The sequence below is a fragment of the Gordonia soli NBRC 108243 genome (genome assembly GCF_000334455.1).
Lineage (GTDB): Bacteria > Actinomycetota > Actinomycetes > Mycobacteriales > Mycobacteriaceae > Gordonia > Gordonia soli.
In genome coordinates this window covers 58,119-84,137 of sequence record NZ_BANX01000035.1, presented here as the reverse complement: position 1 = coordinate 84,137, position 26,019 = coordinate 58,119, and the positions used below count along the sequence as shown (strand labels likewise).

The following is a 26,019-nucleotide window of genomic DNA, read 5'->3' as shown; positions in this document are numbered from 1 at the left end:
CGGCCATGGACCGCACGCCTGCGCTAGTGGACTATGACGCGGTTCAGTATGTTATCTCCCGAACCGGCGGGGAGGATCCACCAGATGTCCACTCTGGATGCACCATCGACAACGCACGCCATACGGTCACCGTCCGGGGGCGGTTCGACCAGGTCAGGGCGGGGCGAGGCGGCCATCGAGCCCGACCTCGTGCGAGTGTCGGTGTTGGGGGGCAACACACAGCTCGACGTGGGGTTGCCGGCTGCGGTCCCGATCGCCTCGCTGATCCCCGATCTGGTCGCGCAGATCGAATCGCGCAGTCCGCACCGGCGCGATCCCGACGACCCCGATGCCGACGACCGTCCACATGATCGTCAGCACCGCTGGACGCTGGCGCTCGTCGGGCAGGAGTCGATCGCACCGCAGCGCACCCTGTCGGAGGCCGGGATCCGCAACGGCGATCTGCTGGTCATGCGCTCTACGCGCACGGCCGAGTCCCCTGTGCTGTTCGACGACGTCGTCGACGCCGTCGCACGTCTCACCGAGTCCCGCTTCGCCAACTGGTCGGCCACCGCGGCGCGATTCGCCGGATACGCCGTCGCCGTCCTCGCCGCCCTGGTGTCGGCGGTCGGGCTGGGGGCCATCCGACTCACCAGCGGCAGCATCTGGCCGGCCGGTCTCGCGGCCCTGGGCGCGGTCGCGACGCTCGTCGCCGCGACCATCGTCGCGCGCCACTACCGCGACGCCGCGACCGCAACGGTGTTGGCGGCCACCGGTTTCCCGCTCGTGTTCGTCGCCGGGATGCTGGTGACACCCGATCGCTACGGTGCAGCCCATCTGACCCTGGGATTCGCGCTGGTGCTCGTGTACACCGTCGTCTCCTACCGCGTCACCATGATCGGTCCGGTGACCCATTCGGCGGTCACCACCGCCGCGTTGCTGGGCGCCCTCGGCAGCGCGGGCGTGCTGTTGACGCCCGGCACGGTACCGCAGGTCGCCGCCGTGGTGGCCGCGGTCGGCATCCTGGTCATCGCGATCGCCCCGCGGGCGACCATCGTGCTCGCGAAACTCCCGCTGCCGCCGGTGCCCACCGCGGGCGCGCCCATCGAGTCCGACGACCTGGAGCCACGGCCCGCCATCGAAGGCATCGGAGCGATCGGTGCCATCGCCCTGCCCAAGGCCGACGCTCTGGAACAGCGTTCGTACGTTGCGACCGCCTACCTGACCGGCATCGTCATCGGTACCACCGCGGTCACTGCCGTGGCAGCACTGCTGGCCGCGGCTCCGTTGGCCGGCTTCGAGCCGAAGTCCGCCGCGTACGCGACCGTGATCGGCCTCGTCTTGTGTCTGCGCGGACGCTCGCACAGCGATCTGGCGCAGGCGGCCGTGCTCATCGCTGGTGGCTCGCTGGCGGTGCTCGGGGTCCTCGTGGGGCTCGCCTTCGGCGATGGGTCGTGGCCGATCGCGGCCTTCGCCGTCGGGCTGGGGGTCCTCACCGGTGCCCTCGTCTTCGGCGTCGTGGCGCCGACCCAGGAGTTCTCGCCGGTGGTCCGTCGGTTCGCCGAGATCGGCGAATACCTGCTGGTCGCCGTCATCGTGCCGCTGCTGCTGTGGATTCTCGACCTCTACCGGATCGTGCGGGAGATCTGAGATGCGGGCTGCGGTTCGCGTGGCCCGCACCCTCGGCGTCGGACTCGCGGTCACCGCGCTGACCTCGACGCTCGGTGCGGCACCCGCGGTGGCGGTGACACCGCCGACGGTCGATTCCCGCGCGCTGGTGCGATCGGCACCGGTCGCCCCGACGGAGAAGACCGAGCAGCGCACGCTCTGTGCTGCTCCCCGTGTCGCCGGTGGTCGCGACCTGTCCATTCCCTCTGCCGCGCAACGGATGATGAACCTCCCCGAGGCGTGGCGGTTCAGTCGTGGCGCGGGGCAGAAGGTCGCGGTCATCGACACCGGCGTCACCCCGCACCCCCGCCTCGGTCGGGTGCAGGCCGGCGGCGACTACGTGTCGAACGGGAACGGGCTGAGCGACTGCGACGCCCACGGCACCCTGGTCGCGGGGATCATCGCCGCGCGACCGAGTTCGGCGGACGCCTTCGCCGGCGTCGCACCCGCGGCCGACATCCTGTCCATCCGACAATCCAGCGGAGCGTACGCGGCCAAGGACCAACGTCGCCGCGGCGAACCGGATCCGACCGTCGGTGCAGGCTACGGCTCGGTCCGCACCCTTGCCAGCGCGGTCGTGCGGGCCGTCGACCTCGGGTCGACGGTGATCAACATCTCCGAGGTCGCGTGCTCGACCAGCGCCGGGCGCCTCAACGATCGCGCGCTCGGCGCCGCGGTCAAATACGCCTTCGACCGCGACGTCGTGGTGGTGGTGGCCGCGGGCAACCTGTCGCAGGGATCGTCATGCGGTGAGCAGAACCCGACACCCGCAGCCGCCGACACGACCGGCTGGAACTCCGTGCGCACCATCGCGAGTCCCGCGTGGTTCACGCCGTATGTGCTGACCGTCGGGTCCGTCGACGCCGGCACCGGCGCACCCAGTCCGTTCAGCTTGCACGGACCGTGGCTCGGGGTGGCGGCCCCCGGCACCGACATCGTCAGCCTCGACAGTCGTCGGGGATCGTCCGGACTCGTCGACGCCCAACAGGGCGACCAGGGGCCCGTGCCGATCCTGGGCACCAGTTTCGCCACGCCCTACGTCTCGGGGACCGTCGCGCTCGTGCGGGCGCGATACCCGAAACTGTCGGCGGCAGAGGTGATCGAACGGGTGACCCGATCGGCGCATGCGCCCGGCACCGGACGTGACGGGGTCATCGGCCACGGCGTGATCGACCCCGTCGCCGCCCTGACCGGCGATCTTGCCGCGGAGCAGCCGGATGCCACGAAGTCGAAGGCGATCGCCGCGCCGACGCCGCAGTCACCACCGGACACGACGGCACGCACCGTCGCAGTGGTCGGCGTCGGGGTGAGCATCCTGGTCATCGCGGCCGTGCTCGGCATCGCCATGCCCCACCGTCGGGTCAAGCGGCTCGATCCGGACGACTTCTGAGGACCAGGCCAACCGAGTCCCGGAGGCAGCGAGCCCCGGCCACGATTCAGAAGCTCCGCGTACGCCGCGTCAGCGGGTGGTGCGCGCCGGACGCAGTTCGCGCGGCAGGGCGAAGGTGACGGTCTCGTTGGCCGTGGTGACCGGCTCGACGGTGTCGAAGCCGTGCTCGGCCAGCAGGTCGAGCACGCCACGGACCAGGACCTCGGGAACCGATGCGCCCGAGGTGATCCCGACGGTCTCGACTCCTTCGAGCCACTCGACCTCGACGTCGCGGGCGTAGTCGACGAGGTGGGATGCCTTGGCACCGGCCTGCAGCGCCACCTCGACCAGCCGGACCGAGTTCGACGAGTTCTTGGAACCCACCACGATCACCAGGTCGCACCGGGGCGCCATGGCCTTCACCGCGACCTGACGGTTCTGGGTGGCGTAGCAGATGTCGTCCGAGGGCGGGTCGTTGAGCAGGGGGAACTTCTCCCGCAGACGCGTGACCGTCTCCATGGTCTCGTCCACCGACAAGGTGGTCTGGGACAGCCATACGATCTTGGACTCGTCGCGGACGGTGACGTTGTCCACACTCGCCGGGCCGTCGACGAGTTGCACATGCGACGGCGCCTCACCTGCGGTGCCCTCGACCTCCTCGTGCCCCTCGTGACCGATCAGCAGGATGTCGTAGTCGTCGCGCGCGAACCGCTTGGCCTCCTGGTGCACCTTGGTGACCAGCGGGCAGGTCGCGTCGATCGTCTTGAGGTTGCGCTCGGCCGCGGTACGGTGGACCTCCGGGGAGACGCCGTGCGCGGAGAACACCACGAGCGCACCCTCGGGCACCTCGTCGGTCTCGCCGACGAACACGGCGCCGCGCTCGGCCAGGGTCTCGACCACGTGCCGGTTGTGCACGATCTCCTTGCGTACGTAGACCGGGGCACCGTGCTTGTCCAGCGCCTTCTCCACGGTCTCCACGGCACGGTCGACCCCGGCACAGTATCCCCGGGGTTCCGCGAGCAGTACCCGCTTCGTCTCAGCCATGCCTCCAGCGTACGGGGTGAGCGACGCCACGCCCGGCCGACGGCACGGGGTTCGGCATCGGACCGGCCGCCTCGCGTGCCGACGTCCGCTCCGACCCGACACCCGACTTCGGCGCAGATGACGGGACAGGTTGGCCGTCGTCAGGTCAGATGGCAGAGTGGTCCCATGGTCCGCGCACCGTATCCAGCCCGTATCGCCGCAGGTCTACTCGTCACGGCGGTCGAGGAGACCCGGAAGATCCCCGCCCTGCTCATCACGCTGCCGATGACGGCCGTGAGCCAGACCCTGCAGGCGGGTATGCGAGCACAGCAGAACATCGCCGAGCTCGCCATCAAGGGTGACCTCGTCCTCGAGCAGTTCTTCGATCGTCCCGACGAGCAGCCGTCCTGGGCCCGCTTCGACGAGGACGACGCCCTCCCGCCCGCTGCAGAAGACGCCGCAGAGGACACCGTGCGGGAGACCGCACCCGACGAGAACCCGGCGGCGACCCTCGCCGACGACGCCGACGACCCGACCGCGGAACTCCCCGCAGCCGAGGACGACGATGTCGCAGACATCCCCGACGAGAACCCTGTCGCCCGCCTGGCCGGCGACGGCGAGTCGGGCAGCCGCGGCGCCGGTCGCTTCGCGCTCTACAGCTCCGCGCCCGACGCTGTGACAGCGACCGCTCCGAAACCCACCACCGGCACCGACGACGGTCCGGTCCCCGAGATCGTCGAGTATCTGGAGTACGACGGACTCACGCTCGCGCAGCTGCGGGCCAAGATCCGCACCGTCGGTCTCGACGAGCTCGAGGAACTGGCCGCCTACGAGCGCGATCATCGCGCCCGTGCACCGTTCGTCACGATGCTCGACAACCGGATCACCGCACAGAAGAACAAGAAGTAGTAGGCCCCGTGACGGTGACCCTGCTGGTGAAGGCAACTCCGCAGTGAAGGTAACTCTGTAGTGGAGGCGACCCGGTGACGGCGCCCTCGCCGGGTGGTGGCGCCTCGTCGGGCAGTTCACCCGAGAGTCCGTGGCCCGTCCGCACGGTCAACACCAAGATCGCCGACTGGATCCACCGCTTGGGCCAGATCTGGGTCGAGGGCCAGATCACCCAGATCAACCGTCGGCCCGGCACCCGCGTGGCGTTTCTCACCCTGCGTGATCCCGCCGCCGACATCTCGATCTCGGTCACCTGCAGCCCCGACCTCCTGCATCGCACCGAGGTGCCGCTGACCGAGGGCAGCCGTGTCGTCATGCTCGGCAGGCCGACCTTCTACACCGGGCGGGGCACCGTCTCGCTGCGTGTCTCCGACATTCGGCCCGTCGGGGTCGGCGAGTTGCTGTTGCGGATCGAGCGACTGCGACAGTTGCTGGCCGCCGAGGGCCTCTTCGATCCGCGACTCAAACGTCCCCTCCCCTTCCTGCCGAAGGCTGTCGGACTCATCTCCGGTCGCGCCAGCGCCGCACAGCGCGACGTGGTCGCGGTCGCCGAGAGCCGTTGGGGAGCAGTCCGATTCGAGATCCGTGACGCACCCGTCCAGGGGCCGACCGCGGTCCCGCGCATCCTCCGACACCTGACCGAGCTCGACGAGCATCCGGACGTCGACGTGATCATCATCGCCCGGGGTGGCGGCAGTGTGGAGGATCTCCTGCCGTTCTCCGACGAGGCCCTCCTGCGTGCGGTCGCGGCCTGCTCGACACCGGTGATCAGTGCGATCGGGCACGAGCCGGACTCACCGCTGCTCGACCACGTGGCCGATGTCCGGGCCGCCACACCCACCGATGCCGCCAAACGTGCCGTCCCCGACGTCGCCGCCGAACTCGCGGCGATCGCCTCGCTCCGTCACCGGACGGCCCAGGCGCTGCGCAACTGGGTGCGGCGAGAAGCTCACGGACTCAGCGGTATCCGCGCCCGTCCGGTACTCGCCCGACCACATCAGATGGTCGATGCCCGGTGGGACTCCGTGGAGCGGATGCGCGCCGACATCCGGCGTGACGTCGTCCGGCACATCGATGCCGAGGACCGCCGGACGGAGCATCTGTCGGCGCGGTTGGCCACACTGGGACCGGCGCAGACCCTCGCCCGGGGGTATGCGGTGGTGCAGCGCACCGACGCCGACGGTGCACACGTCGTCGGATCGGTGGCCGACCTCCCGATCGGCGCGGCGTTGCGTATCCGGGTGGCGGACGGCGCCGCGACCGCCGAGGTGACCGAAGGAGAGAGCCGGTGAGCACGAGCGACGACGATGCCGACACCCTGCGGCCGGTGACCGAACTCGGTTACGAGGAGGCCAGGGACGAGCTGATCGAGGTGGTCGCGACGCTGGAACGCGGCGGCCTGGACCTGGACGCGTCACTGGCGTTGTGGGAGCGCGGCGAGGCGCTCGCGGGACGCTGCGAGGAACACCTCGAAGGCGCGCGCGCCCGGATCGAGGCGGTCATCTCCGACAGTGACGGAGACGAGGACCTCGACGAGTTCGACGACGACGACCCGGACGACGACAATCCGGACGACGACTGAGGTCGTGCCGGCCCGGCTCAGGAGGGCGATCGTGGCAGCGGCTGCTGCGCGAGGACCGACGACCCCAGCTGCTCCATCTCGCTGTCGGGGCCCCGGGAGAGCAGTCCGATCCGCACGTCGCCGAGGTCGGTGATCCAGATCTTCTTGCCGTCGCCGGTGTAGGTCACCCATTGCCGTCCGCCGACCTCGCGGGTGCCCGCGCCGAAGACGCGGCTGTCGCCGGCGATCGACGACACGAGGTCTTCTTCCTTGCCACCCGACTGGCTGAGCTGCAGATAAGCACCGCTCGCGGTCACCCATCCGGCGTTGCTGACGAAGCTCCCCCCGACCGGCTGGGTCGATCCCGAGTTGGGCTTCCACTTCTCCGGCGTCGGCGGGAGCCGTACCGGGAAGGGCAGCGCACGCGCGTCGGCGCGCAACGCGGTGGTGACGTCGAATGCGGGGGTCCGGTCGTCACTGGCTCCGCCGGTGAGACCGACCGAGCAGTTGCCGGACGCGACGACGACGAGCGCACACACCGCCAGCAGCGGGATCAAGGACCAGATCATGTCCTTGTTGCTGTGCAGGATGCGGGGTTTTCCGGCCATGGACGCCAGTATCCCAGCCGCCCGCAACGCCCGACCGGGGTGGTTTCGACTCATCGCAGCAGAAGGTGGTCACCGACCTCCCCGAGCGGGTTACATGAACGGGTGCGACGACACCCGCGGTCCGTGACCGCATTCCTCCTGGCGATCCTCGCCGTTCTGGCGTTGGCCGGCTGCGGCAGCGACGACAGTGGTTCCGGCTCGGCCCTGGACGAGGTCCGTGAGAGCGGCGTCCTCCGCGTCGGTACCGAGGGCACCTACGCGCCGTTCAGCTATCACGATCCGCAGAACAACCAGCTCAGCGGTTACGACGTCGATGTGGCCAACGCGGTCGCCAAGAAGCTGGGCGTGCGGACCGAGTTCGTCGAGACGCCATGGGACTCGATCTTCGCCGCACTGGGTGCCGACCGCTTCGACGTGGTGGCCAACCAGGTCACCATCACGCCGGAGCGGCAGGCGAAATACGACCTGTCCAAGCCTTATTCGGTCGGCGAGGGCGTCATCGTCACTCGCGCCGACGACACGTCGATCACCGGTGTCGACGACCTGGCGGGCAAGACCACCGCCCAGTCCGCGACCAGCAACTGGGCCCAGGTGGCACGGGACGCGGGCGCGAACGTCGAGTCGGTGGAGGGCTTCACGCAGGCGATCAAACTGCTCAACCAGGGACGGGTGCAGGCGACGGTCAACGACAGCATCGCCGTCTACGCCTACCTCGCCGAGACCGGCGACACGAGCATCAAGATCGCCGGTACCACCGGCGACAAGAGCGAGCAAGCCTTCGCCGCCCGGAAGGGCAGCGGGCTGACCGGCGAGATCGACAAGGCCCTCGACGAACTGAAGGCCGACGGCACCCTCGCCGGGATCTCACAGAAGTACCTGCGCGCCGACGCCAGCGGCGCCGCGGAGAACAAATCCGCCGCCGCGAACCGCAGCACCTGGGACCTGATCGCCGACAACCTGTGGCCGATGGCGAAGGCGACCATCACGGTCACCATCCCACTGGCCGCGATCAGCTTCCTCATCGGCCTCGTCATCGCACTGGGCGTGGCACTGGCCCGGCTCTCGGCCAACCGTGTGCTCTCATGGCTGGCCAGCGTCTACATCTCGATCATCCGTGGCACCCCACTGCTGGTCCAGTTGTTCATCATCTTCTACGCACTACCCGAGCTGGGACTCAAGGTGCCGCCGTTCCCGGCGGCGGTCGTCGCGTTCTCGCTGAACGTCGGTGGATACGCGGCCGAGATCATCCGGAGCGCGATCCTCTCGGTGCCGAGAGGACAGAGCGAGGCCGCGCAGACCATCGGCATGAACTACGCGACCACCCTGAGGCGGATCGTGTTGCCACAGGCCGCGCGCAACGCCGTACCCGGCCTGTCCAACACGCTGATCTCCTTGGTCAAGGACACGTCACTGGCGTCGACGATCCTGGTCACCGAACTCCTCCGGGTCGCGCAGGTCGCGGCCGCGCCGACCTTCGAGTTCTTCGCGCTCTACACCACCGCGGCCATCTACTACTGGATCGTCTGCTTCGTGCTGTCCTCACTCCAGGGACGCCTCGAGCACCGACTGGGAAGGTTCGTATCCCGATGACCGACACCCCGAGCCCGGACGACGCCCCGAGCACGCACGACGCCCCGTCGAACGCACTCCGGACGGGCACGCCGACGGCGCCGCGGTACCACCGCGAGCCGGGCGAGACCCTCATCGAGGTCTCCGGGCTGCGCAAGTCGTTCGGTGACAACGAGGTCCTCAAGGGCATCGACTTCACGGTCGCCGCCGGCTCGGTGACAGTGATCCTCGGCCCGTCCGGCTCCGGCAAGACCACCATCCTGCGATCCCTCAACGCGCTGGACATCCCCGACGCGGGGACCATCCGGATCGCCGACGGCGTCATCGACTTCGCGAAGCCCTACACCAAGGCCGACCTGGTCACCTACCGCAAGCAGAGCGCCATGGTGTTCCAGAGCCACAACCTGTTCCCCCACAAGACGGTGCTGGAGAACGTGATCGAGGGCCCGGTCATCGTCCAGCGCCGCCCGAAGGCCGAGGCGATCGCGGCCGCCGAGGCGCTCTTGGAGAGCGTCGGTCTGGCCGAGAAACGCGATCAGTATCCCGAGCAGCTCTCCGGCGGTCAGCAACAGCGGGTCGGCATCGTCCGCGCGCTGGCCATCGAGCCCGAGGTCATGCTGTTCGACGAGCCGACGTCCGCACTCGACCCCGAACTCGTCGGCGACGTGCTGGAGGTGCTGAAGGACCTGGCCGGTCAGGGCTGGACGATGGTGGTGGTCACCCACGAGATCCGGTTCGCCCAGCAGGTCGCCGACCAGGTGATCTTCGCCGACGGTGGCGTCGTGCTGGAGCGCGGGACGCCGGCGCAGGTGATCGGCGAGCCCACGCACGAACGGACCCGACAGTTCCTCAAGCGTCTGCTCGATCCCATCTGAGTCGCCCGCCGGCCGGGCTCCGAGCGGAGGTGGCACCTCCCCGTCGACGACCGCGTGGCGCATCCCACAGCCGCCGGGTGCCTTGTCGTGCGCGCCGCGTGACATGCAAGGATGGGCTCTAGTCACATCGCACGAAAGTGTCACCGTCGCCACGCCGAGGAGTCCACGATGTCCGAATCCGTCCCACAGGCCCCCGACCGCAACCTGGCGATGGAGTTGGTGCGTGTCACCGAGGCCGCGGCACTCGCCGCGGGCCGCTGGGCCGGGCGCGGCGACAAGAACGGCGGGGACGGTGCCGCCGTCGACGCCATGCGCGAGCTCCTCTCGACCGTCTCGATGCGCGGCGTCGTGGTCATCGGCGAGGGCGAGAAGGACGAGGCGCCGATGCTCTACAACGGCGAAGAAGTGGGCAACGGCCAGGGACCCGAGGTCGACGTCGCGGTCGACCCGATCGACGGCACCACGCTGATGGCCGAGGGACGGCCCAACTCCATCTCGGTGATCGCGGTCAGCGAGCGCGGCACGATGTACGACCCCTCTGCGGTGTTCTACATGGACAAGATCGCCGTGGGCCCGGACGCCAAGGGCGCCATCAACATCGACGAGTCCGTCGAGTGGAACATCAACTCTGTGGCCAAGGCCAAGGGCATCGACGTCGCCGACCTGACGGTCATCGTCCTCGACCGCCCACGCCACGCCGAGCTCATCGCCGACATCCGCAAGGCGGGTGCCAAGATCCGCCTCATCTCCGACGGCGACGTCGCCGGCGCGATCGCCGCAGCGGACGACCAGAGTTCGGTCGACATCCTGATGGGTGTGGGCGGCACTCCCGAGGGCATCATCACCGCGGTCGCGATGAAATGCATGGGCGGCGAGATCCAGGGCAAGCTCTGGCCCAAGGACGACGCCGAACGTCAGAAGGCGATCGACGCCGGTCACGATCTCGACCGCGTCCTGACCACGGACATCCTCGTGCGCGGTGAGAACTCCTTCTTCTGCGCCACCGGCGTCACCAACGGCGACATGCTGCGCGGCGTCAGCTACCGCGCCAACGGTGCATCGACCCGGTCGCTGGTCATGCGGTCCAAGTCCGGTACCGTGCGCCGCATCGAGGCCGTGCACCGCCCGCAGAAGCTCCGCGGCTACGCGCGCCTCGACATCTAGCCCGCTCGCCCCGGCGCGCCGGGCGGCCACATCACCGCACTCTCTGCAGCCCTGACATCTGACGAGCACTCAACGAGGATGGTTGCCTCCATGACCGAACAGCAGTACCGGATCGAGCACGACACCATGGGCGAGGTGAAGGTCCCGATCGACGCGCTGTGGCGGGCCCAGACCCAGCGCGCCGTCGAGAACTTCCCGATCAGCCACCGGCCACTCGAGCGCACCCAGATCCGCGCGATGGGCCTGTTGAAGGCTGCCTGCGCCCAGGTCAACAAAGATCTCGGACTGCTCGACGCCGAGAAGGCCGACGCGATCATCGCAGCGGCCAAGGAGATCGCCGACGGTCAGCACGACGACCAGTTCCCGATCGACGTGTTCCAGACCGGTTCGGGCACCAGCTCCAACATGAACGCCAACGAGGTGATCGCCTCGATCGCCAAGAACAACGGCGTCGACGTGCATCCGAACGACCACGTCAACATGTCACAGTCGTCCAACGACACGTTCCCGACCGCCACTCACGTCGCGGCCACCGAGGCGACGGTCGCCGAGCTCGTACCGGCACTCGACCACCTCCGGCTGGCGCTGCTCGGCAAGGCCGAGGAGTGGCGCGAGGTCGTCAAGAGCGGTCGCACGCACCTGATGGACGCCGTGCCGGTCACCCTCGGCCAGGAGTTCGGCGGTTACGCGCGCCAGATCGAGGCGGGCATCGAGCGGGCCACGGCGACCCTCCCCCGCGTCGGTGAACTACCGATCGGCGGCACCGCGGTGGGTACCGGCCTGAACGCTCCCGACGAGTTCGGCACCAAGGTCGTCGCCGACCTGCAGAAGCTGACCGGAGTCGACGCGCTGTCGCTGGCCAAGGACAACTTCGAGGCGCAGGCCGCCCGCGACGGATTGGTCGAGCTCTCCGGCGCATTGAAGACCATCGCGGTCTCCCTGACCAAGATCGCCAACGACATCCGCTGGATGGGCTCCGGCCCGCTCACCGGGCTCGGCGAGATCGCGCTCCCCGACCTCCAGCCGGGCAGCTCGATCATGCCGGGCAAGGTCAATCCGGTTCTGCCCGAGGCGGTCACCCAGGTCGGCGCCCAGGTCATCGGCAATGACGCAGCCGTCACCTGGGGCGGCGGCAACGGCGCCTTCGAGCTCAACGTCTACATCCCGATGATGGCCCGCAACGTGCTCGAGTCGATCAAACTGCTGGCCAACGTGTCCCGGCTGTTCGCCGATCGCTGCATCTCCGGGTTGCAGGCCAACACCGACCGGCTGAAGACGCTCGCGGAGAGCTCGCCGTCCATCGTGACCCCGCTGAACAGCGCGATCGGTTACGAGGAGGCCGCCGCGGTCGCCAAGCAGGCGCTCAAGGAGGGCAAGACCATCCGACAGACGGTCATCGATCGCGGTCTGATCGGCGACAAGCTGTCCGAGGCGGAGCTCGACAAGCGGCTCGACGTCCTCAAGATGGCGAATCTCGACCGGAAGCGCTGACCGCGCCGGCATCAGTCACGACGTGGCGAGGTGTGTCGTTTTCCGACACACCTCGCTACGTTGTCTCGTATGGCCGATGAGCTGAGCGACTTCCCGACCGATTGGACGACGGCGCTGGTCCTCGTCGCCCATCCCGATGACCCCGAGTACGGTGTCGCCGCCGCGGTGGCACGATGGACCGCCGAGGGACGCCGCGTCGTCTATGCGCTGGCGTCGTCGGGCGAAGCCGGGATCGAGGGCATGGATCCGGCCGTCGCCGGTCCGGTCCGCGAGGACGAACAGCGACACTCCGCCTCGATCGTCGGTGTCAGCGAGGTCGAGTTCTGGGGATTCCCCGACAGCGCGATCCGCAACTCCCCCGAATTACGGGAGAAGGTCGTCGAGACCATCGAGCGCGTCCGGCCCGAGGTCGTCATCTCCCTCTACGGAGGTCCGGAGTGGGCACCGGGGTTCCCCAACCAGCGCGACCACATCGAGTTCGCGGCAGCTGTTCTCGACGCGTACGACAGTCTGGACGACCCTCCGCGATGGCTGTTCGAGAACGGTCCGGACGACACGCATGCACTCGAGGTCACCGACCAGGTCGAGGCGGCCGTCGCGGCCCTGGCCGCTCATCAGGAGTACCTGTCGGTGCTCGATCCGGACACCCCGGTGGTCGATCAGGCGCGCGCCCAGGTCGACCAGACCACCTCCGCCCGAACCGATTTCGGAGGGCGGCGGGCGGTCGGCTTCGGTCTCAGGCGCGGTCGGACCCGGTGACCGTCCGGTCCGTGGCGGTCTCGTCGGTGAGGACGTCGACGATCCCGAGATCGGCGAGTCGCTCCTGCTCCGCCACCGACAGCGTCTGGATCGATCCGATCCGGCGAGCGACCTCGGGGCGCGCCCGACGCAGGTAGAGGTACCAGCCGACGGCGACTGCGAGAATGCCGAGGAACACGAACGGCAGGATGTTGAACGGCCACTCCGGTTGCGGGTAGACGTTGTTGACTATCACGTAGCCCAACCCCAGCGCGGCGAGCCCGGAGACCGTCGCCCGGACCGGGGTGAGCGCCTTGATCTTGTAGAGCCAGATCGGCGTCGCGATGACGACCAGCAGGTAGCTGATGAGGAAGCCCCAGTTGGCCACGTAGGCGCCGTAGACGTCGAAGACCAGCCGGCCCGCGGAGCTGAACGTCGCCACCACCGCGAACACCAGCGCGGCGGCGCCGACGACCACGATGCCCACCCATGGCGTGCGGTGTCGCGGGTGGACCTTGGTGAGCGCCTTGGGGAGTGCTCCCTCGTGGGCCAGCGTGAAGAGTGATCGGGCCGCGGACGTGGTGACCGCGGTGACGAACACGATGAAGGCGACCGCGACTGCGGCGCTGACGACCGAGTTGATCCAGCCGACGCCGGTGGTGTCCGCGAGTTGCGGGAGCACCGCGTCGTCTCCGTCGATCCCGTCGAAGTGCAGGACCTGCGGGTAGGTCGCCAGCAGGTAGAGCACACCGATGATGAGGACCACCCGCAGGAGCGCCCGGGCGATGGTGCGATGTGCGTCCCGCGCCTCCGCGCCCAGCGACGCGACGCTCTCGAATCCCGCATAGGAACCGACCGCGGTCACGGCCGCGACGAAGGTCGAACTGTTCCCGAGGTTGGACAGGCTCCATTGCTCGCCGTCGATCTGGAAGCCGTACGCGACGTAGGACGCGACGATGATGACCGCGATGGAGACCAGCGCCAGGACCTCGAAGGCCAACTCGTACTTGGCCGCCAGGGTGGCCCCGCGGAGCGGCAGGTAGACGGCGATGCCGACCACGATCACCACCAGCAGCAACTTGAACCAGGTGGACTCGCTGCCCAGACCGATCGTCGTCAGGAACGAGTCGACGTAGAGCACTCCGCCGAGAGCGCCGGTGGTCGCGAAACCGATGTAGCCGAGCAGCAGGCTGACACCCGCGACGAACGCGAATCCGGGACCGAGCCCGTTACCCGTGTAGGTGCCCAGCGATCCACTGGAGACCGTTCTGCGAGCTTGGAATCCGATGGTGATCGCGATGAGCAGTACGATCACCAGACCGACGATCGCAGCCCACGCAGCACCCTTGCCTGCCGCGGTGAAGAGCGCGAACGGGACTCCCGCGATGGCGACGCTGGGCGCCGCGGCGGCGAGCCCCTGCGCGAACACGCCCCATGGTCCCAGCGCGTTCTCCTTGAGACCGGTGGTCTCGGCGGCGGTGATGTCGCGTCCTCTCAGCGACACCGCCGGCTCCCCGGCGGGGGCCGATGGTGTCGGCGGTGAGGTGTCCGGCGTTGCGGTCATGACTTCCCTGCTCTCTTCACTGTCACGACACGACGACCGGAGATGTTGTCTCGCAAGATCTCCGGACGGCGATTCGATCGTCGTTCTGGTCGAGAGTCGAGTATCCCCGCTCAGCCGCTCGTCGAACCCGTTGTGTGCGTGCCGGTTCTATGTGTCCGATCTCGGATTCGCGACAAAGGATCGACAGCACCGCCGGTCAGCGAGTCGGCGGGCGGGCTCAGCCCACCGGCGGGGTGGGCGCCGCAGCACGCAGATGGTCACGCAGAGTATGGGTCTCGTATTCGGTGCGATAGAGCCCACGTCTGCGGAGGATCGGGATCAGTTCGTCGACGATCACCTCGAGTCCGTCGATCAACACGTCGGGTTGCAGGTTGAACCCGTCGATCGCCCCGGCGTGGAACCAGTCCTCGATGTGGTCGGCCAGCTGTTCGGGGGTCCCGACGAAGCCGGCGTGCCCGGAGCCGGTGTAGCGCGTCTGGCGCAGGTACTCCCGTACCGTCGGGTTGGTCCGTCGGATCTGCGCGACGATGGACTCTCGGAAACCGACACTCCCGGAGAAGGTCTGGAGGTCGGCGGGTGGGGCGAGCACCTCTTCGGGGAAGGGCTCGTCCAGTTCGAGTTTCGATGCGTCGTAGCCGATCGACTGGGAGAGCCAGCCGATGGAGTAGGAGGCGGGCCCCCGGTCGTGCAACTCGTCACTGCGCCGTCGTGCCTCCTCTTCGGTACTCCCGAGCGAGAGGAGCAGTCCCGGCAGGATCCGGACGTCGTCGGGTGACCGACCTGCGTCCACGGCCAACGACTTGACCAGACGATAGTGCTCTACGGCCTTGTCTCGGGTCAGTTCTGCGGCGAACACGCCTTCGGCGACCCGTCCGGCGAGCCTGCGCCCCTTGTCGGAGCCACCCGCCTGGAAGAGGACGGGATGGCCTTGCCGCGACGGCGGGGTCGAGAGTCGGCCATCGACGGTGAAGTGCTCGCCACGATGGTGGACGTCCCGACCGGTGACGGCCGAATCCCACAGGGCGCGGACGACGTCGACGAACTCCGCTGCGCGCTCATAGCGGTCGTCACGAACGGGCACATCGGGCAACCCGAAGTTGCGGGCCGGGGCGGCGCCACGGGTGGTGACGATGTTCCAGGCTGCTCGCCCACCGGATGCGTGGTCCAGGGACAGCAGCCGTTCGGCGAGTTCCACCGGGTCGTTGAAGGTCGTCGATGCCGTCGACACCAGCCCGACGTGCTCGGTCGCTCCGGCGACGTACCCCCAGTTGACCGTCGGCTCGAGATGGGCGGGGTTGGCATCGTGGGCCGGGTCGCCGAGTGCCGGGGCATCGGCGAGGAAGAGCGCATCGAGCGTGCCGCGTTCGGCCAGTTCGCCGATCCGGCGCCAGTAGGCCGGGTCCACGAACGAACGAGGATGCAGTTGCGGCGCCTGCCATGCAGCAGGCAGATATCCGAGGACGAGCACGTTGATACCGAGGATCACGTGATTGTCGCGTCGATCCGTCATCGGATCTCCTCTGGGGGTCGGGTCGACCCGGGCGACCGGGTTGCCGATGGTGTCTTCACAGCCATGGATGAGGTTGCGGGACGGGGAATGCCGGACGTCGTCGGGCGCCCCGCACGGGTGCCGGACCGCCGACCACCGAACGCAGCGTGCCTGCCGGCCCGGTTGGTCGGAATCCGTCTGCGAGCAGGTGACGCGCGGTGTCGAGGACGGCGGCCACATCGGCGTCGTCGCCGCTGCCCAGCACGATCCCGTCCACCGCACCGGTCGGCAGGTCGTCGCCGATGCCGACGACCGGCACACCGTTCGGCCCGCCGAGCGTGATGTCCACGAGCTCGTCGATCTCGGGTGCGCCCACCGCGGCCGGGTCACCGACCCAGGCGAGCACCGACGGACCACCGGGCGGTTCCGGGACCGTCAGCGGTCCGGCGATCCGGTACTGCCCTTCCAGGTCGACGTGGTCGATCTCGTCGGACCTGACGAAGATCCCGCTCTCCAGGTCACCGACGACCGACTCCAGCGGCCAGCTCTGCTCGAGCGCGCGCACCGCCGCGATCGCCGCGGCGAGCCGACGCGGGGCAGCGCGGTCGCTACGGCCGGTCACGGAGTCGTCCGCGGTCACATCCGTCCACGGATCGGCGGTCGAGTGTCCTGAGGTCACCGACTCGGTCGGCGTACCGAACACGACGCCGGAACGACCGGCAGCGAGATGGCCCAGCGATGCCACGCGGCGAGCGAGATTGTAAGGATGGTCGCGGCGTGGCCCCGCGGCGACCAGAAACCGGGCCGCACTCGTCCGACCCGCGAGAACCGCACCGACGACGCTGGTCTCGGTGGTGACCGCGGTCGACGGTCGACCATCGACCTGGTCGATGCCGAGGACGGTGAAGGCCAGCGGTAGCGCGTCCCATTCCTCGATCAGTACCGAGTCGTCCAACAGTTGCAGGACCTGGGGACCGCTCAGCGCCAGCGCCAGATACGGATCGCTCATGGTCAGTTGCCTTGTCCGCCGCGGCCGGCCGCGAAGAGGTCGGGTACCGGGTCGGTCCCGTTCACCAGCCAGTCACCGAGGATGCGCGCCTTGTAGACGCGCGGGTTGTGGGAGGCCAGCGTGCGGGCGTTGCGCCAGTGACGATCCAGCAGGTTCGTCGTCGAGACCCCGGAAGCCCCCAGCGCATCGAACACGGTGGTGGTCGCCGACAGTGCGGCGTCGATGATGACCAACTGGGCCTGGTCGGTGGCGATCTGTGCTTCCAGGACCCGCTGCGCACGTAGATCCGGATCGCCTGCCGCGTGCGCCGCCGCCAGCGCGTCGAGCGCGCGTGCATTCTGGCGGAGCGCGGCCTCGGCAGCGAATCCACGCGCCGACACCTCGCCGATCACCTGCAGTAGTTGAGGATCCGCGGCGGCCACGGGGTCTAGACCGTGCGGATAGTTGCGGCCGCGCTTCTTCAACGCCCGCACGCCGTCGCGCAACGTCGCGCGCACGATTCCGGTCAGCACGGACAGGATCGCGACCTGGTAGAAGTGCCCCTGATAGACGAACCTCTCGGTCACCGGGAACACGTCGCCGGCCTCGGCGGGGACGTCGACATAGGTCGCACTGCCACTCGCAGTGGTCTGTTGGCCGAAGCCGGTCCAGTCGTCGACGAGTTCGACGCCCGGATCGTCGCGACGTACCAGGGCGGTGAGAAGGGCTCCGTCCTCGGTCCTCCCGATCACGTCGAGCCAGTCGGCGTACAGGCTGCCGGTGGCGTAGAACTTGGCGCCGGTGACCAGGTGGCGGTCACCGTCGGGCCGGATCGTCGTCGCCATCGCGGCGAGGGTCCCGTTGTTGGCCTCGGTCCATCCACCACCGACGAAATCCCCGGCCAGGAACCGTTCGATCCAGCGGTCGTTCGTCGCCGACCGCGGTGCGTTGAGGCGGTCTTCGACGAACGCACTGTGATTGCGCCACACGTGTGCGACGTTGGCATCGGCCTCGCCGAGGGCGGCCAGCAGCACGAAGGTCTGCTCGAGTGAGGCACCGAAGCCGCCGAACTCCTCCGGGATGCGGAGGCGTCCGAGGCCGGCCTCCGTGAGCCAGCGCACCTGTTCGTGCGGAAAGATCCGCTCGCGTTCGCGAACTGTGTTGCCCTCGGCGATCCGGTCGAAGATCGGCTGGAAGACGTTCTCCAGCTCGGCATCCGCGGCGGTCGCGGGGCGCAGGTAGACGGTGGTGGTGATCGTGCCGAGGTCGGTCATGGCGGTTCACTTCCTTGTCGAGATGTGTTGCTCGAGATGTCGATTCGTTCCGGGCTAGTGGTCCTGGCAGAGCCACTCGTCATCCGACCGGGTTCGGCCCCGAGTGGGCTCGCGGTCTCAGAAGCTCACGCCGGAATGCGGCAGGCGGTCGGTGCCGAAGAGGACGTCGAGTCGACGGATGGCATCGGAGTCCTGGACGTCCACGCGTCCGACCGCGGCGAGCCTGCTCCAGCGGGTCCCACCGAGATAGCTCGCCGCGAGGGTGGCGACGTCGACGCCGACGTCGGGTGAAGCAGTGACACGCCGAACGGTTTTCGGGCCGATCTCGAAGACCGCCGAGTTCACCGGTATCAGTTCGTCACGCACCTCGACAACCACGGGGTCCTCCTCGGCGTAGCTTCGTGCCGCGAGCGCGGCCTCCACGTCGATCAACCGCAACCAGGTCTCGTCGTGTTCGGCGCCGAGGTGGACGGCCCGACGATCGGTGACGGCCAGCGTGATGGGGTCGTCGAGGGCGACCGATTCGATCGTCACCGCGTCGGTGAGATCCAGGGAGAGCAGGTGCCGCCACAGACCGGCGCGCGCCTGGTCGTCGACTGCTACGAAGTCGGTCACCGTGATCGATCGTTCCCGACTCGTGAACCAGTGGTCGGGATCGTCCGGTCGATAGATCACGTAGCCGTCGTCGACACCGTCGGTGCTGTGCACCGCGACGTAGTTCGAGACCGGTTCGGCCGCGCGTCGAATCCGGTTGAGTTCCCACCACCCCGCAGGCAGACCGATCGTGCCCGACGACTCCACCCTGGTCGCGATCGCGTTCAGGGTCTCGGTGGTCGCCTCGGCATCGGCGAGGCGGATCTCGCCGACATCGGGCACGGCGTCCCGGAGGCCGCTACGGCGCAGGTCGATCCGCACGGACCGCGCGGACGTGGCGACGCCGTACCCGAACCGCTCGTAGATCACCGCCTCCGAGGCGCGCAGCGTCGCGACCACCTCACCGCGACGCGCGAAATCCTCGAATTGCGCTGCGATGAGCTGGCTCACGATCCCCTGCCGGCGATGTGTCGGCAGAACACCGACGTGGGTCACCGCGGCGTGTGGCACCTGCGCTCCACCGGGGACGGCGAGCCAGCTGGTGTAGGAGTCGGCCCCACCGATGACGGCACCGTCGGCGACGGCTCCGACGTACCGGCCCGGCTCGGTGATGGACACCGCGTCGAACTCCAGGTTCGGCAGCCCGACCATCGACCGGAAGAAGGTCGCCAGTGCGGCACGGACCTCCCCGGGCTCGGACAACGGCCGGATCTCGACACTCATTCCGAGGAGTATCGGCGCGCTCCATCACACCGGCGACCCTTGTCGTCGGCGTGATTACATCGCGGCGGTCGGGAATCACCAGCTCGGATCGATCTGCCTTCCGGTTCCCACGACCGGAGGACGACGCCCCCCTTTCCGGACGGCGACGCGCTATTCCGGGGGTACCGAGATCTGATCGCCATGAGCCGAACGGGTGCCTGATCCGCGTCTGTACCCGTAGGTTTCCTCTCCGACGTGCGCCGCACTCTCGCCGGCGCGGCACTCTTCACGAACGGGCTGGGAACACTCATGCGCATCGACCGAATCCGCCGCCGCAGCACGGTCGCGGTTCTACTCGGACTCACGATCGCAGTCGTCGCCTCGGCGTGTGGCGGTGAGAGCACGTGGGTGTCGAAGAGCCCCGCCGACACACTGGTCGTCGGCCTGTACACCGAGCCGACGGCCGTCGATCCGCAGCGCGAGTACTTCTGGGAGACCTTCCGGGCGTCGCGCAACGTGTACGAGCCGCTCGTGCAGGAGGTGCTCTCCAGCGACCAGGGCGTGACGAAGCTGGCCCCGGGACTCGCGACCGCCTGGCGCCCCAACGCCGACGCGACCACCTGGACGTTCGATCTCCGGAAGAACGTCAAGTTCCAGGACGGCACCGACTTCGATGCCGCAGCACTCGATTTCAACGTCAAGCGCTTCACCGACCCCGCCTTCGAGTTCTATGACGAGAAGAGCGCGGCGATGCTGAAGGCACGTTTCAGCGACCTCACCGGGACGCGCATCGTCGACGATCACACCTACGAGTTCACGTTCACACGCCCCTACCTCGGATTCCCTCGACTGCTCGCCCAGTCCATCGGGTCACCGTTGGTCTTCAGCCCGGCGGCGTTGCGCAAGTACGGCAACGACGGTCTGTCCGAGCATCCCACCGGTACCGGTCCCTATCGCTGGGTCGAACGCAAGATCAACGACCACATCACGCTCGAGAAGTTCGACGGCTACTGGGGAACCGCGCCGAAACTGAAGCGTCTGGTGTTCCGCACCATCGCGAACAACCAGAGTCGGCTCGCGGCTTTCCAGAGCGGTGAGATCGACATCCTCACCCGAGTCCAGCCCACCGATGTCGAACTGCTCGAGCGTCAGGGCGCGTCGGTCCCGAAGGGCACCGCCGCGCAACTCGACTACGTCTCGTTCCTGTTCGGCAACAAGTGGTCACAGAACCCTCGCGTTCGCGAGGCGGTGTCGCTGGCCATCGACCGAAAAGGCCTCGCCGACAACATCTATTCGGGTCACGCGCAGCCGTTGTGGTCGTTCCTGAACCCGGGCAACGAAGCCTACGACGCCGGCGCACGGAATTACTCCTACGACCCGGAGAAGGCCAAGCAGGTGTTGGCGCAGGCCGGTCTGACACCGAACCAGGTGTCGTTCAACATCATCGCCGACCTCGCCGGTCAGCCGGAGGCCGAGGCGATCTCGGCGGACCTGAAGAAGGTCGGGATCAACGCCCCGGTGGTGGCGCTCGAGCGTGGCAACTACTCGTCGCGGATCTCCAACCCGCAACCCGACGACGGTTTCCACCTCGGTGAGTACGGCGGCACCTACCCCGAGTGGGCACTGGAGGGCTTCAATTCGACTGTCCTGGCCAACGGTGGAGACAAGTTCGTCGACTACCCGGCCATCACCCGCGCACTGGACGCCGCCCGCTACACCAGCGACGAGAACGCGCGAATCCCCGCGTGGCAGAACGCCGACAAGGTCATCGCGGCCGACCACGCAGTGATCCCGACGGTGAACTTCACCAGCTACTACGCGATCTCGCCGAAGGTCCGTGGATTCGTCTTCGCGAACACCAACTGGTACGACCTCGGACCGGTGTCGAAGGAGAACTGATGACCACGCTGATCGAGGCCGACGACACCGTCGCCACCGATGACACCGTCCACGCCGACCCGCGCACCCTGCCGCCGGCGAGCCGGTGGGAAGCGGTCACGTCCTGGGCGCGGCGGCACGCGTTGGCATTGCGAATCCTGGGTCGTGTCCTGCTGCTGGTCCCGGTACTGTTCGTCATCTCGATCCTGGTCTTCCTGCTCGGCAAGGCGAGCCCGGGCGATCCGATCAAGGCGAGCCTGCACGGTGTCCTCTCGCCGGATGCAATCGCGGACCTGCAACAGGCCTACGGGCTCGACGACGGTGTCGTCACGCAGTACCTCACCTGGGTGTCGAGTCTGTTCACCAGCGGCGGTGGCCGCTCGATCCTCAACGGTTCACGGGTATTCGACACCCTGGGCACCGCTTTCGCCAACACACTGGTCCTCACAGCCGCCGCGGTAGTCGTGTCGCTGGTGTTCGGCGTCGCGATCGGGACGATCGCGGCCCTGAACCACAACCGATTCGTCGATCGCGCCATCATGCTCCTGGTCCAGGTGGGATCGAACCTGTCGGTCTACTGGTTCGGCCTGATCCTCATCTGGCTGTTCGCGCTGCAGTGGAAGGTGCTGCCGGCCACCGGAATGCGCGACACCGCCGACGGCGGTGGCCTGCTCTCCCACCTGATACTCCCCGCGATCAGCGCGGCGCTCATCTCGATGTTGATCCTGGCGCGGTTCGCCCGCGCCGGGGTGATCGAGAGTTTGGAGTCCGACTACATCCGCACCCTGCGGAGCCAGGGGCTGCCGCGGTGGCGGATCCTCACCAAACACGTCGGCCGCAACGTCGCGCCGCTGATCATCACGACCACGGGACTCGAGATCGGGACCCTGCTCAGCGGAGCCGTGTTCGTCGAGTTCGTCTTCAGCTGGCCGGGAGTCGGCACCGATCTGATGAACGCGATCAGCGCCCATGACTATCCGGTGATCCAGGGCGGCGTCATGTTGGTGACCGTGGTGTTCGTCGTCGTCAACCTCGTCACGGACGTGATCGGTGACCTGCTCGACCCCCGTCTGAGGAGCTGAGATGACCATCCACGACGATCAGGCGACCAGCGAGGCGACCGATCTCGAGCCGACGTCGCCGTCCGACGACGCGCCTTCGCGACCGGCTGCCCCACTGGCTGCGCGACACCGGCGGACACGGCTGCACCGACCCGCGTGGACACACCATCACCAACTGGTGGCGGCGGTGACGGTGCTGGCGCTGGTGATCGTGGTGTCCGTCCTCGCACCGCTCATCGCGCCGCACGATCCGACCGTCGGCGACGCGGCGTCGCGTTACCTCGAACCCGGTTCGGCCGGGCACCTGCTGGGCACCGACGAACAGGGCCGCGACATCCTCAGCCGATTGATCTGGGGTGGCCGCGCCACCATCGCTCCGACCGCATTGGCGACCACGGTCGCCGTGCTCATCGGATCCGTGGTCGGCCTGCTCGCCGGATGGTCACGCTCGTGGATCTCCTCGGGGGTCATGCGGATCGTCGACATCCTGTTCGCTTTCCCGGTTGTCATCGTGGCGTTCGCGCTCGCCGAGGTGATCGGGATGGGTGTGTGGGTGGTCGCCGCCGCGGTGATCTTCGCGGCCACACCGTATGTGACCCGGATCGTCTACGCGGAGACACGACGGCAACGCGAGCTCGAGTACGTGGAAGCAGCAGTCGGACTGGGCGGTTCGTCGTGGACGATCCTGCGCACCGAGATATTGCCGAACGTCGGCGCCACCGTCATCGTCTATTGGACGAGCCTGATCGGCATCCTGATCGTCCTGGCGTCCAGCCTCAGTGCGCTGGGCATCGGTGTCCAGCCACCGACGCCCGACTGGGGGCGGATGGTCGCCGAGGGCGCGAAGGTGCTCATCTCCGGCAGCCCGTACGTCGCCATCGCTCCCGGCATCGCGATCCTGGTCGTCGGGCTGGCATTCAACTGGCTCGGCGACGGACTCCGCGATGTCCTCGATCCCCGATGGAGCGCACACCGATGACCTCGACACGCATCGCCCCCGCGATCGACACCGGACACCCGTCCTCGGACGCGCTGCTGAGCATCCACGGCTTGTCGGTGCGGTTCCCCCATCGCGCCGGAGGCGTCGACGCCGTCACCGACCTCTCGCTCGAACTACCGACCGACCATGTGCTGGCGTTGGTGGGCGAGTCCGGATCGGGCAAGAGCGTCACGTCCTCGGCCATCGCAGGTCTGCTCCCGGCCAGTTCGCGTCCCGAGGTCAGCGGTTCCATCCGTTTTCACGGTCAGGAGATCGTCGGCTCCCGCGACAAGGTGCTGAACTCGCTGCGCGGCAGTCGGATCGGGACGATCTTCCAGAATCCGGCCACATCCTTCGATCCGTCGTTCACCATCGGCAACCAACTGGTCGAGCTGATCCGGCTGCATCGGTCGGCCAGTCGCGCCGAGGCGCGTGATGTCGCCGCCGACTGGCTGGAACGCGTCGGTATCGCCGATCCCGCACGAGTGTTGGGCAGCTACCCCCACCAGCTCAGCGGCGGGATGCGGCAGCGCGTCATGATCGCGGTGGCGTGCATCCCGCAGCCAGACCTGCTGATCGCCGACGAGCCCACGACCGCGCTCGATCCGACGCTCTCGACCCAAATCCTCGATCTCATCGACGATCTCCGCCGTGAACTCGGCATGGCCGTGCTGCTGGTGACGCACGATTTCGGCGTCGTCGCCCGACTCAGCGACAGCGTCGCCGTACTCCGGCACGGCCGTCTGGTCGAGTACGGCAGCACCGTCGGTGTGTTGGGCCGACCGCAGCAGGAGTACACGCAGCGTCTCATCGCGGCGGTGCCCGAACTGTCCGCCGACGCCGATCGTGGCGACAGACCACATGACGATGCGGACTCCACGACCGGCACACCGGCTCCGGCCGCCGCCGTCGCCGACGTCTCGAAGAGGTTCACTCCCAACGGCGCACGACCGGGCGCGGAGTTCGCCGCACTGCGTGATGTCTCGGTCCGGATCGAACGCGGGCGTTCCCTGGGATTGATCGGCGAGTCCGGTTCCGGCAAGTCGACATTGGCGCGGATCATCGCCGGTATCGAGCCGGCAACCGAGGGGTCGGTGACGATCCACCGGGACGGACAGCAGATCGAGATCGGTCGCCTCTCGCGTACCCAGCGTGCACGGCAGGTGCAATTGGTCTTCCAGGACCACGGCAGCGCGCTCAACCCCAGGATTCGGGTCGCCGATCAGATCGCCCGACCCATCAGGCGGCTCGGCGTGGTGACCTCCGGATCAGCGGCGCGACGTCGCAGCGACGAGCTGCTGGACCTGGTCGGACTCGATCCCGCAGCACTGCGCGACCGCTACCCGCATCAACTGTCCGGCGGTCAGCGTCAGCGCGTCGGCATCGCCCGCGCACTCGGTGTCGAGCCGGCGCTGATCATCCTGGACGAGCCGACCTCGGCACTCGATGTGACGACGCAGGACGAGATCCTGGACCTGCTGCGCGAACTCCGCCTCACCACCTCGGTGACCTATCTGCTGATCGCGCACGACCTCGCGGTGGTCCAGGCCTTCGCCGACGACGTCGTCGTGCTCGATCGCGGTGAGGTCGTCGATCGATTCGACGCGCGCGACTTCCGCTCCCCGACACGACATCCGGTTACCCGACGGTTGGTCGACGCCGTGCTCCCGCCGCGGCCGGTGTCGCGCTGATGACCCCGGGGCCGTGATCTCCGACTCTGAGTCGTGCCCCGGCAGGATGCGGTCAGTCCGAGGAGATCGCTACCGCCGACTCGTGGCCTCCGCGGGTCGCGTCGATCCTCCACGCGCCGGCGTCATCGCGGCTGTACACCACCCTGATGTGCCGACGATCGGTCGATCCCTGCCAGAATTCGACACGACTCGGTACCACCCGCCACAGGGTCCAGTCCCCTGGCGCCGAATCGGCGCGAGCGGCTGTACTTCTGGCAGCGAGGTCGGCATCGCTCTCGGCGCGCGACGCCTCGACGACGCGCCCTCGGACGCGCACACTGCGCACCTGCGGTTGCCACCAGAATGTCAGCGCGGCGACCGGTGCCGCAGCGAGCTGCGCGCCTTTCGCGCTCGACGCCGGTCCGGCGAATGCCCATCCGCGATCGACATGGACGTCCCGCAGGATCAGAGTGCGGGCATCGGGGAGGCCGTCCTCGCCGATGGTCGACAACACCAGCGCATGCGGCTCGGGAACGCCCACTGCGAGAGCGGAATCCAACCACGCTCGAAACGCCGCGGTCGGCTCGACAGGCCATTCGGTGGAACCGAGGTCGGGTGCGTCCCCCGTCAGAGTCGGTATCCGACGGAGGAACTCGGTCACGGATTCGCTCACCCTGCGATGGTCTCGCATCTGCGTTGATGATGTCCCGGTTGGGCCCCGGCCGATTCCATACGGGCCGGCCCGGCGAACCTCCACGCGTACGATTCGCCAACCCGCCCAGCAGACCTGCGCACGGCAGATGGGCCCGGCCAGTCCAGCCGGACCC

The 26,019-nt window shown here is 68.3% G+C and carries 22 protein-coding genes; 14 read left to right on the top strand and 8 right to left on the bottom strand.

Annotation, left to right across the window (positions count from 1 at the left end):
* Window positions 1–84: 84 nt before the first annotated feature.
* Together eccD and mycP are read left to right on the top strand one after the other, a co-directional pair.
* Window positions 85–1,629: a type VII secretion integral membrane protein EccD gene (gene eccD, locus GS4_RS21565; protein WP_040511396.1), complete on the top strand. Its 1,545-nt coding sequence runs from the start codon at window positions 85–87 to the stop codon at window positions 1,627–1,629.
* 1 nt (window position 1,630) lies between these two features.
* Window positions 1,631–3,037 carry a type VII secretion-associated serine protease mycosin gene (gene mycP / locus GS4_RS21560; protein WP_007624568.1) on the top strand — a complete coding sequence of 469 codons (1,407 nt, stop codon included), beginning with the start codon at window positions 1,631–1,633 and terminating at the stop codon, window positions 3,035–3,037.
* Between the two features lie 69 nt (window positions 3,038–3,106).
* On the opposite strand, the gene GS4_RS21555 is transcribed toward mycP, so the two are convergent.
* Window positions 3,107–4,060, bottom strand: a complete 954-nt coding sequence (locus GS4_RS21555) for a 4-hydroxy-3-methylbut-2-enyl diphosphate reductase (RefSeq protein ID WP_007624567.1) — start codon at window positions 4,058–4,060, stop codon at window positions 3,107–3,109.
* Window positions 4,061–4,225: 165 nt separating this feature from the next.
* Between GS4_RS21555 and GS4_RS21550 the strand changes: the two genes are divergently transcribed.
* From GS4_RS21550 to GS4_RS21540, 3 genes are all read left to right on the top strand, one after another.
* Window positions 4,226–4,948: a lipid droplet-associated protein gene (locus GS4_RS21550; RefSeq protein ID WP_007624566.1), complete on the top strand. Its 723-nt coding sequence runs from the start codon at window positions 4,226–4,228 to the stop codon at window positions 4,946–4,948.
* Between the two features lie 74 nt (window positions 4,949–5,022).
* Window positions 5,023–6,279 (top strand): exodeoxyribonuclease VII large subunit, encoded by a 1,257-nt coding sequence (gene xseA, locus GS4_RS21545; protein WP_007624564.1) that lies wholly within the window; start codon window positions 5,023–5,025, stop codon window positions 6,277–6,279.
* Window positions 6,276–6,569 carry an exodeoxyribonuclease VII small subunit gene (locus GS4_RS21540; protein ID WP_007624562.1) on the top strand — a complete coding sequence of 98 codons (294 nt, stop codon included), beginning with the start codon at window positions 6,276–6,278 and terminating at the stop codon, window positions 6,567–6,569. The genes xseA and GS4_RS21540 overlap by 4 nt, the downstream gene beginning before the upstream one ends.
* Window positions 6,570–6,586: 17 nt before the next feature.
* On the opposite strand, the gene GS4_RS21535 is transcribed toward GS4_RS21540, so the two are convergent.
* Window positions 6,587–7,156, bottom strand: coding sequence for a DUF4245 domain-containing protein (locus GS4_RS21535; RefSeq protein ID WP_007624560.1), 570 nt, complete (start codon window positions 7,154–7,156; stop codon window positions 6,587–6,589).
* Between the two features lie 123 nt (window positions 7,157–7,279).
* Between GS4_RS21535 and GS4_RS25370 the strand changes: the two genes are divergently transcribed.
* From GS4_RS25370 to GS4_RS21505, 5 genes are all read left to right on the top strand, one after another.
* On the top strand, window positions 7,280–8,746 hold the full coding sequence (locus GS4_RS25370) for an ABC transporter permease subunit (RefSeq protein ID WP_007624558.1): 1,467 nt from the start codon (window positions 7,280–7,282) through the stop codon (window positions 8,744–8,746).
* The gene (locus GS4_RS21520; RefSeq protein WP_007624556.1) at window positions 8,743–9,600 is read left to right on the top strand and encodes an amino acid ABC transporter ATP-binding protein; all 858 of its coding nucleotides are present in this window, start codon (window positions 8,743–8,745) and stop codon (window positions 9,598–9,600) included. The genes GS4_RS25370 and GS4_RS21520 overlap by 4 nt, the downstream gene beginning before the upstream one ends.
* A 168-nt stretch (window positions 9,601–9,768) precedes the next feature.
* Complete coding sequence (glpX, locus tag GS4_RS21515) at window positions 9,769–10,764, top strand: class II fructose-bisphosphatase (RefSeq protein ID WP_007624549.1); 996 nt, start codon at window positions 9,769–9,771, stop codon at window positions 10,762–10,764.
* Between the two features lie 90 nt (window positions 10,765–10,854).
* Complete coding sequence (locus GS4_RS21510; protein ID WP_007624547.1) at window positions 10,855–12,255, top strand: class II fumarate hydratase; 1,401 nt, start codon at window positions 10,855–10,857, stop codon at window positions 12,253–12,255.
* A 69-nt stretch (window positions 12,256–12,324) separates the two neighbouring features.
* Entirely contained in the window at window positions 12,325–13,014 is a 690-nt protein-coding gene (locus tag GS4_RS21505) for a PIG-L deacetylase family protein (protein ID WP_007624546.1), read from the top strand.
* Here the strand turns inward: GS4_RS21505 and GS4_RS21500 are convergent.
* The 5 genes from GS4_RS21500 to GS4_RS21480 form a co-directional block, all read right to left on the bottom strand.
* Entirely contained in the window at window positions 12,992–14,557 is a 1,566-nt protein-coding gene (locus GS4_RS21500) for an APC family permease (protein WP_007624544.1), read from the bottom strand. The two genes, GS4_RS21505 and GS4_RS21500, sit on opposite strands and share 23 nt — an antisense overlap.
* 217 nt (window positions 14,558–14,774) lie before the next feature.
* On the bottom strand, window positions 14,775–16,067 hold the full coding sequence (locus GS4_RS21495; protein WP_007624542.1) for an NtaA/DmoA family FMN-dependent monooxygenase: 1,293 nt from the start codon (window positions 16,065–16,067) through the stop codon (window positions 14,775–14,777).
* 55 nt (window positions 16,068–16,122) lie between these two features.
* On the bottom strand, window positions 16,123–17,055 hold the full coding sequence (locus GS4_RS21490; RefSeq protein ID WP_007624540.1) for an LLM class oxidoreductase: 933 nt from the start codon (window positions 17,053–17,055) through the stop codon (window positions 16,123–16,125).
* A gap of 2 nt (window positions 17,056–17,057) precedes the next feature.
* Window positions 17,058–18,308 carry an acyl-CoA dehydrogenase family protein gene (locus tag GS4_RS21485; protein ID WP_007624539.1) on the bottom strand — a complete coding sequence of 417 codons (1,251 nt, stop codon included), beginning with the start codon at window positions 18,306–18,308 and terminating at the stop codon, window positions 17,058–17,060.
* 117 nt (window positions 18,309–18,425) lie between these two features.
* Entirely contained in the window at window positions 18,426–19,625 is a 1,200-nt protein-coding gene (locus tag GS4_RS21480) for a GNAT family N-acetyltransferase (protein WP_007624538.1), read from the bottom strand.
* A gap of 288 nt (window positions 19,626–19,913) precedes the next feature.
* Between GS4_RS21480 and GS4_RS21475 the strand changes: the two genes are divergently transcribed.
* The 4 genes from GS4_RS21475 to GS4_RS21460 are packed head-to-tail and all read left to right on the top strand — an operon-like array spanning window position 19,914 to window position 25,213.
* Window positions 19,914–21,503, top strand: a complete 1,590-nt coding sequence (locus GS4_RS21475) for an ABC transporter substrate-binding protein (protein WP_040511420.1) — start codon at window positions 19,914–19,916, stop codon at window positions 21,501–21,503.
* Window positions 21,503–22,564, top strand: coding sequence for an ABC transporter permease (locus GS4_RS21470; RefSeq protein WP_007624536.1), 1,062 nt, complete (start codon window positions 21,503–21,505; stop codon window positions 22,562–22,564). The genes GS4_RS21475 and GS4_RS21470 overlap by 1 nt, the downstream gene beginning before the upstream one ends.
* 1 nt (window position 22,565) lies before the next feature.
* The gene (locus GS4_RS21465) at window positions 22,566–23,522 is read left to right on the top strand and encodes an ABC transporter permease (protein ID WP_007624535.1); all 957 of its coding nucleotides are present in this window, start codon (window positions 22,566–22,568) and stop codon (window positions 23,520–23,522) included.
* Window positions 23,519–25,213 (top strand): ATP-binding cassette domain-containing protein, encoded by a 1,695-nt coding sequence (locus GS4_RS21460; RefSeq protein ID WP_007624533.1) that lies wholly within the window; start codon window positions 23,519–23,521, stop codon window positions 25,211–25,213. The genes GS4_RS21465 and GS4_RS21460 overlap by 4 nt, the downstream gene beginning before the upstream one ends.
* A gap of 52 nt (window positions 25,214–25,265) precedes the next feature.
* Here the strand turns inward: GS4_RS21460 and GS4_RS21455 are convergent, their stop codons facing one another.
* Window positions 25,266–25,865, bottom strand: coding sequence for a pyridoxamine 5'-phosphate oxidase family protein (locus GS4_RS21455; protein ID WP_217997703.1), 600 nt, complete (start codon window positions 25,863–25,865; stop codon window positions 25,266–25,268).
* Window positions 25,866–26,019 lie beyond the last annotated feature (154 nt).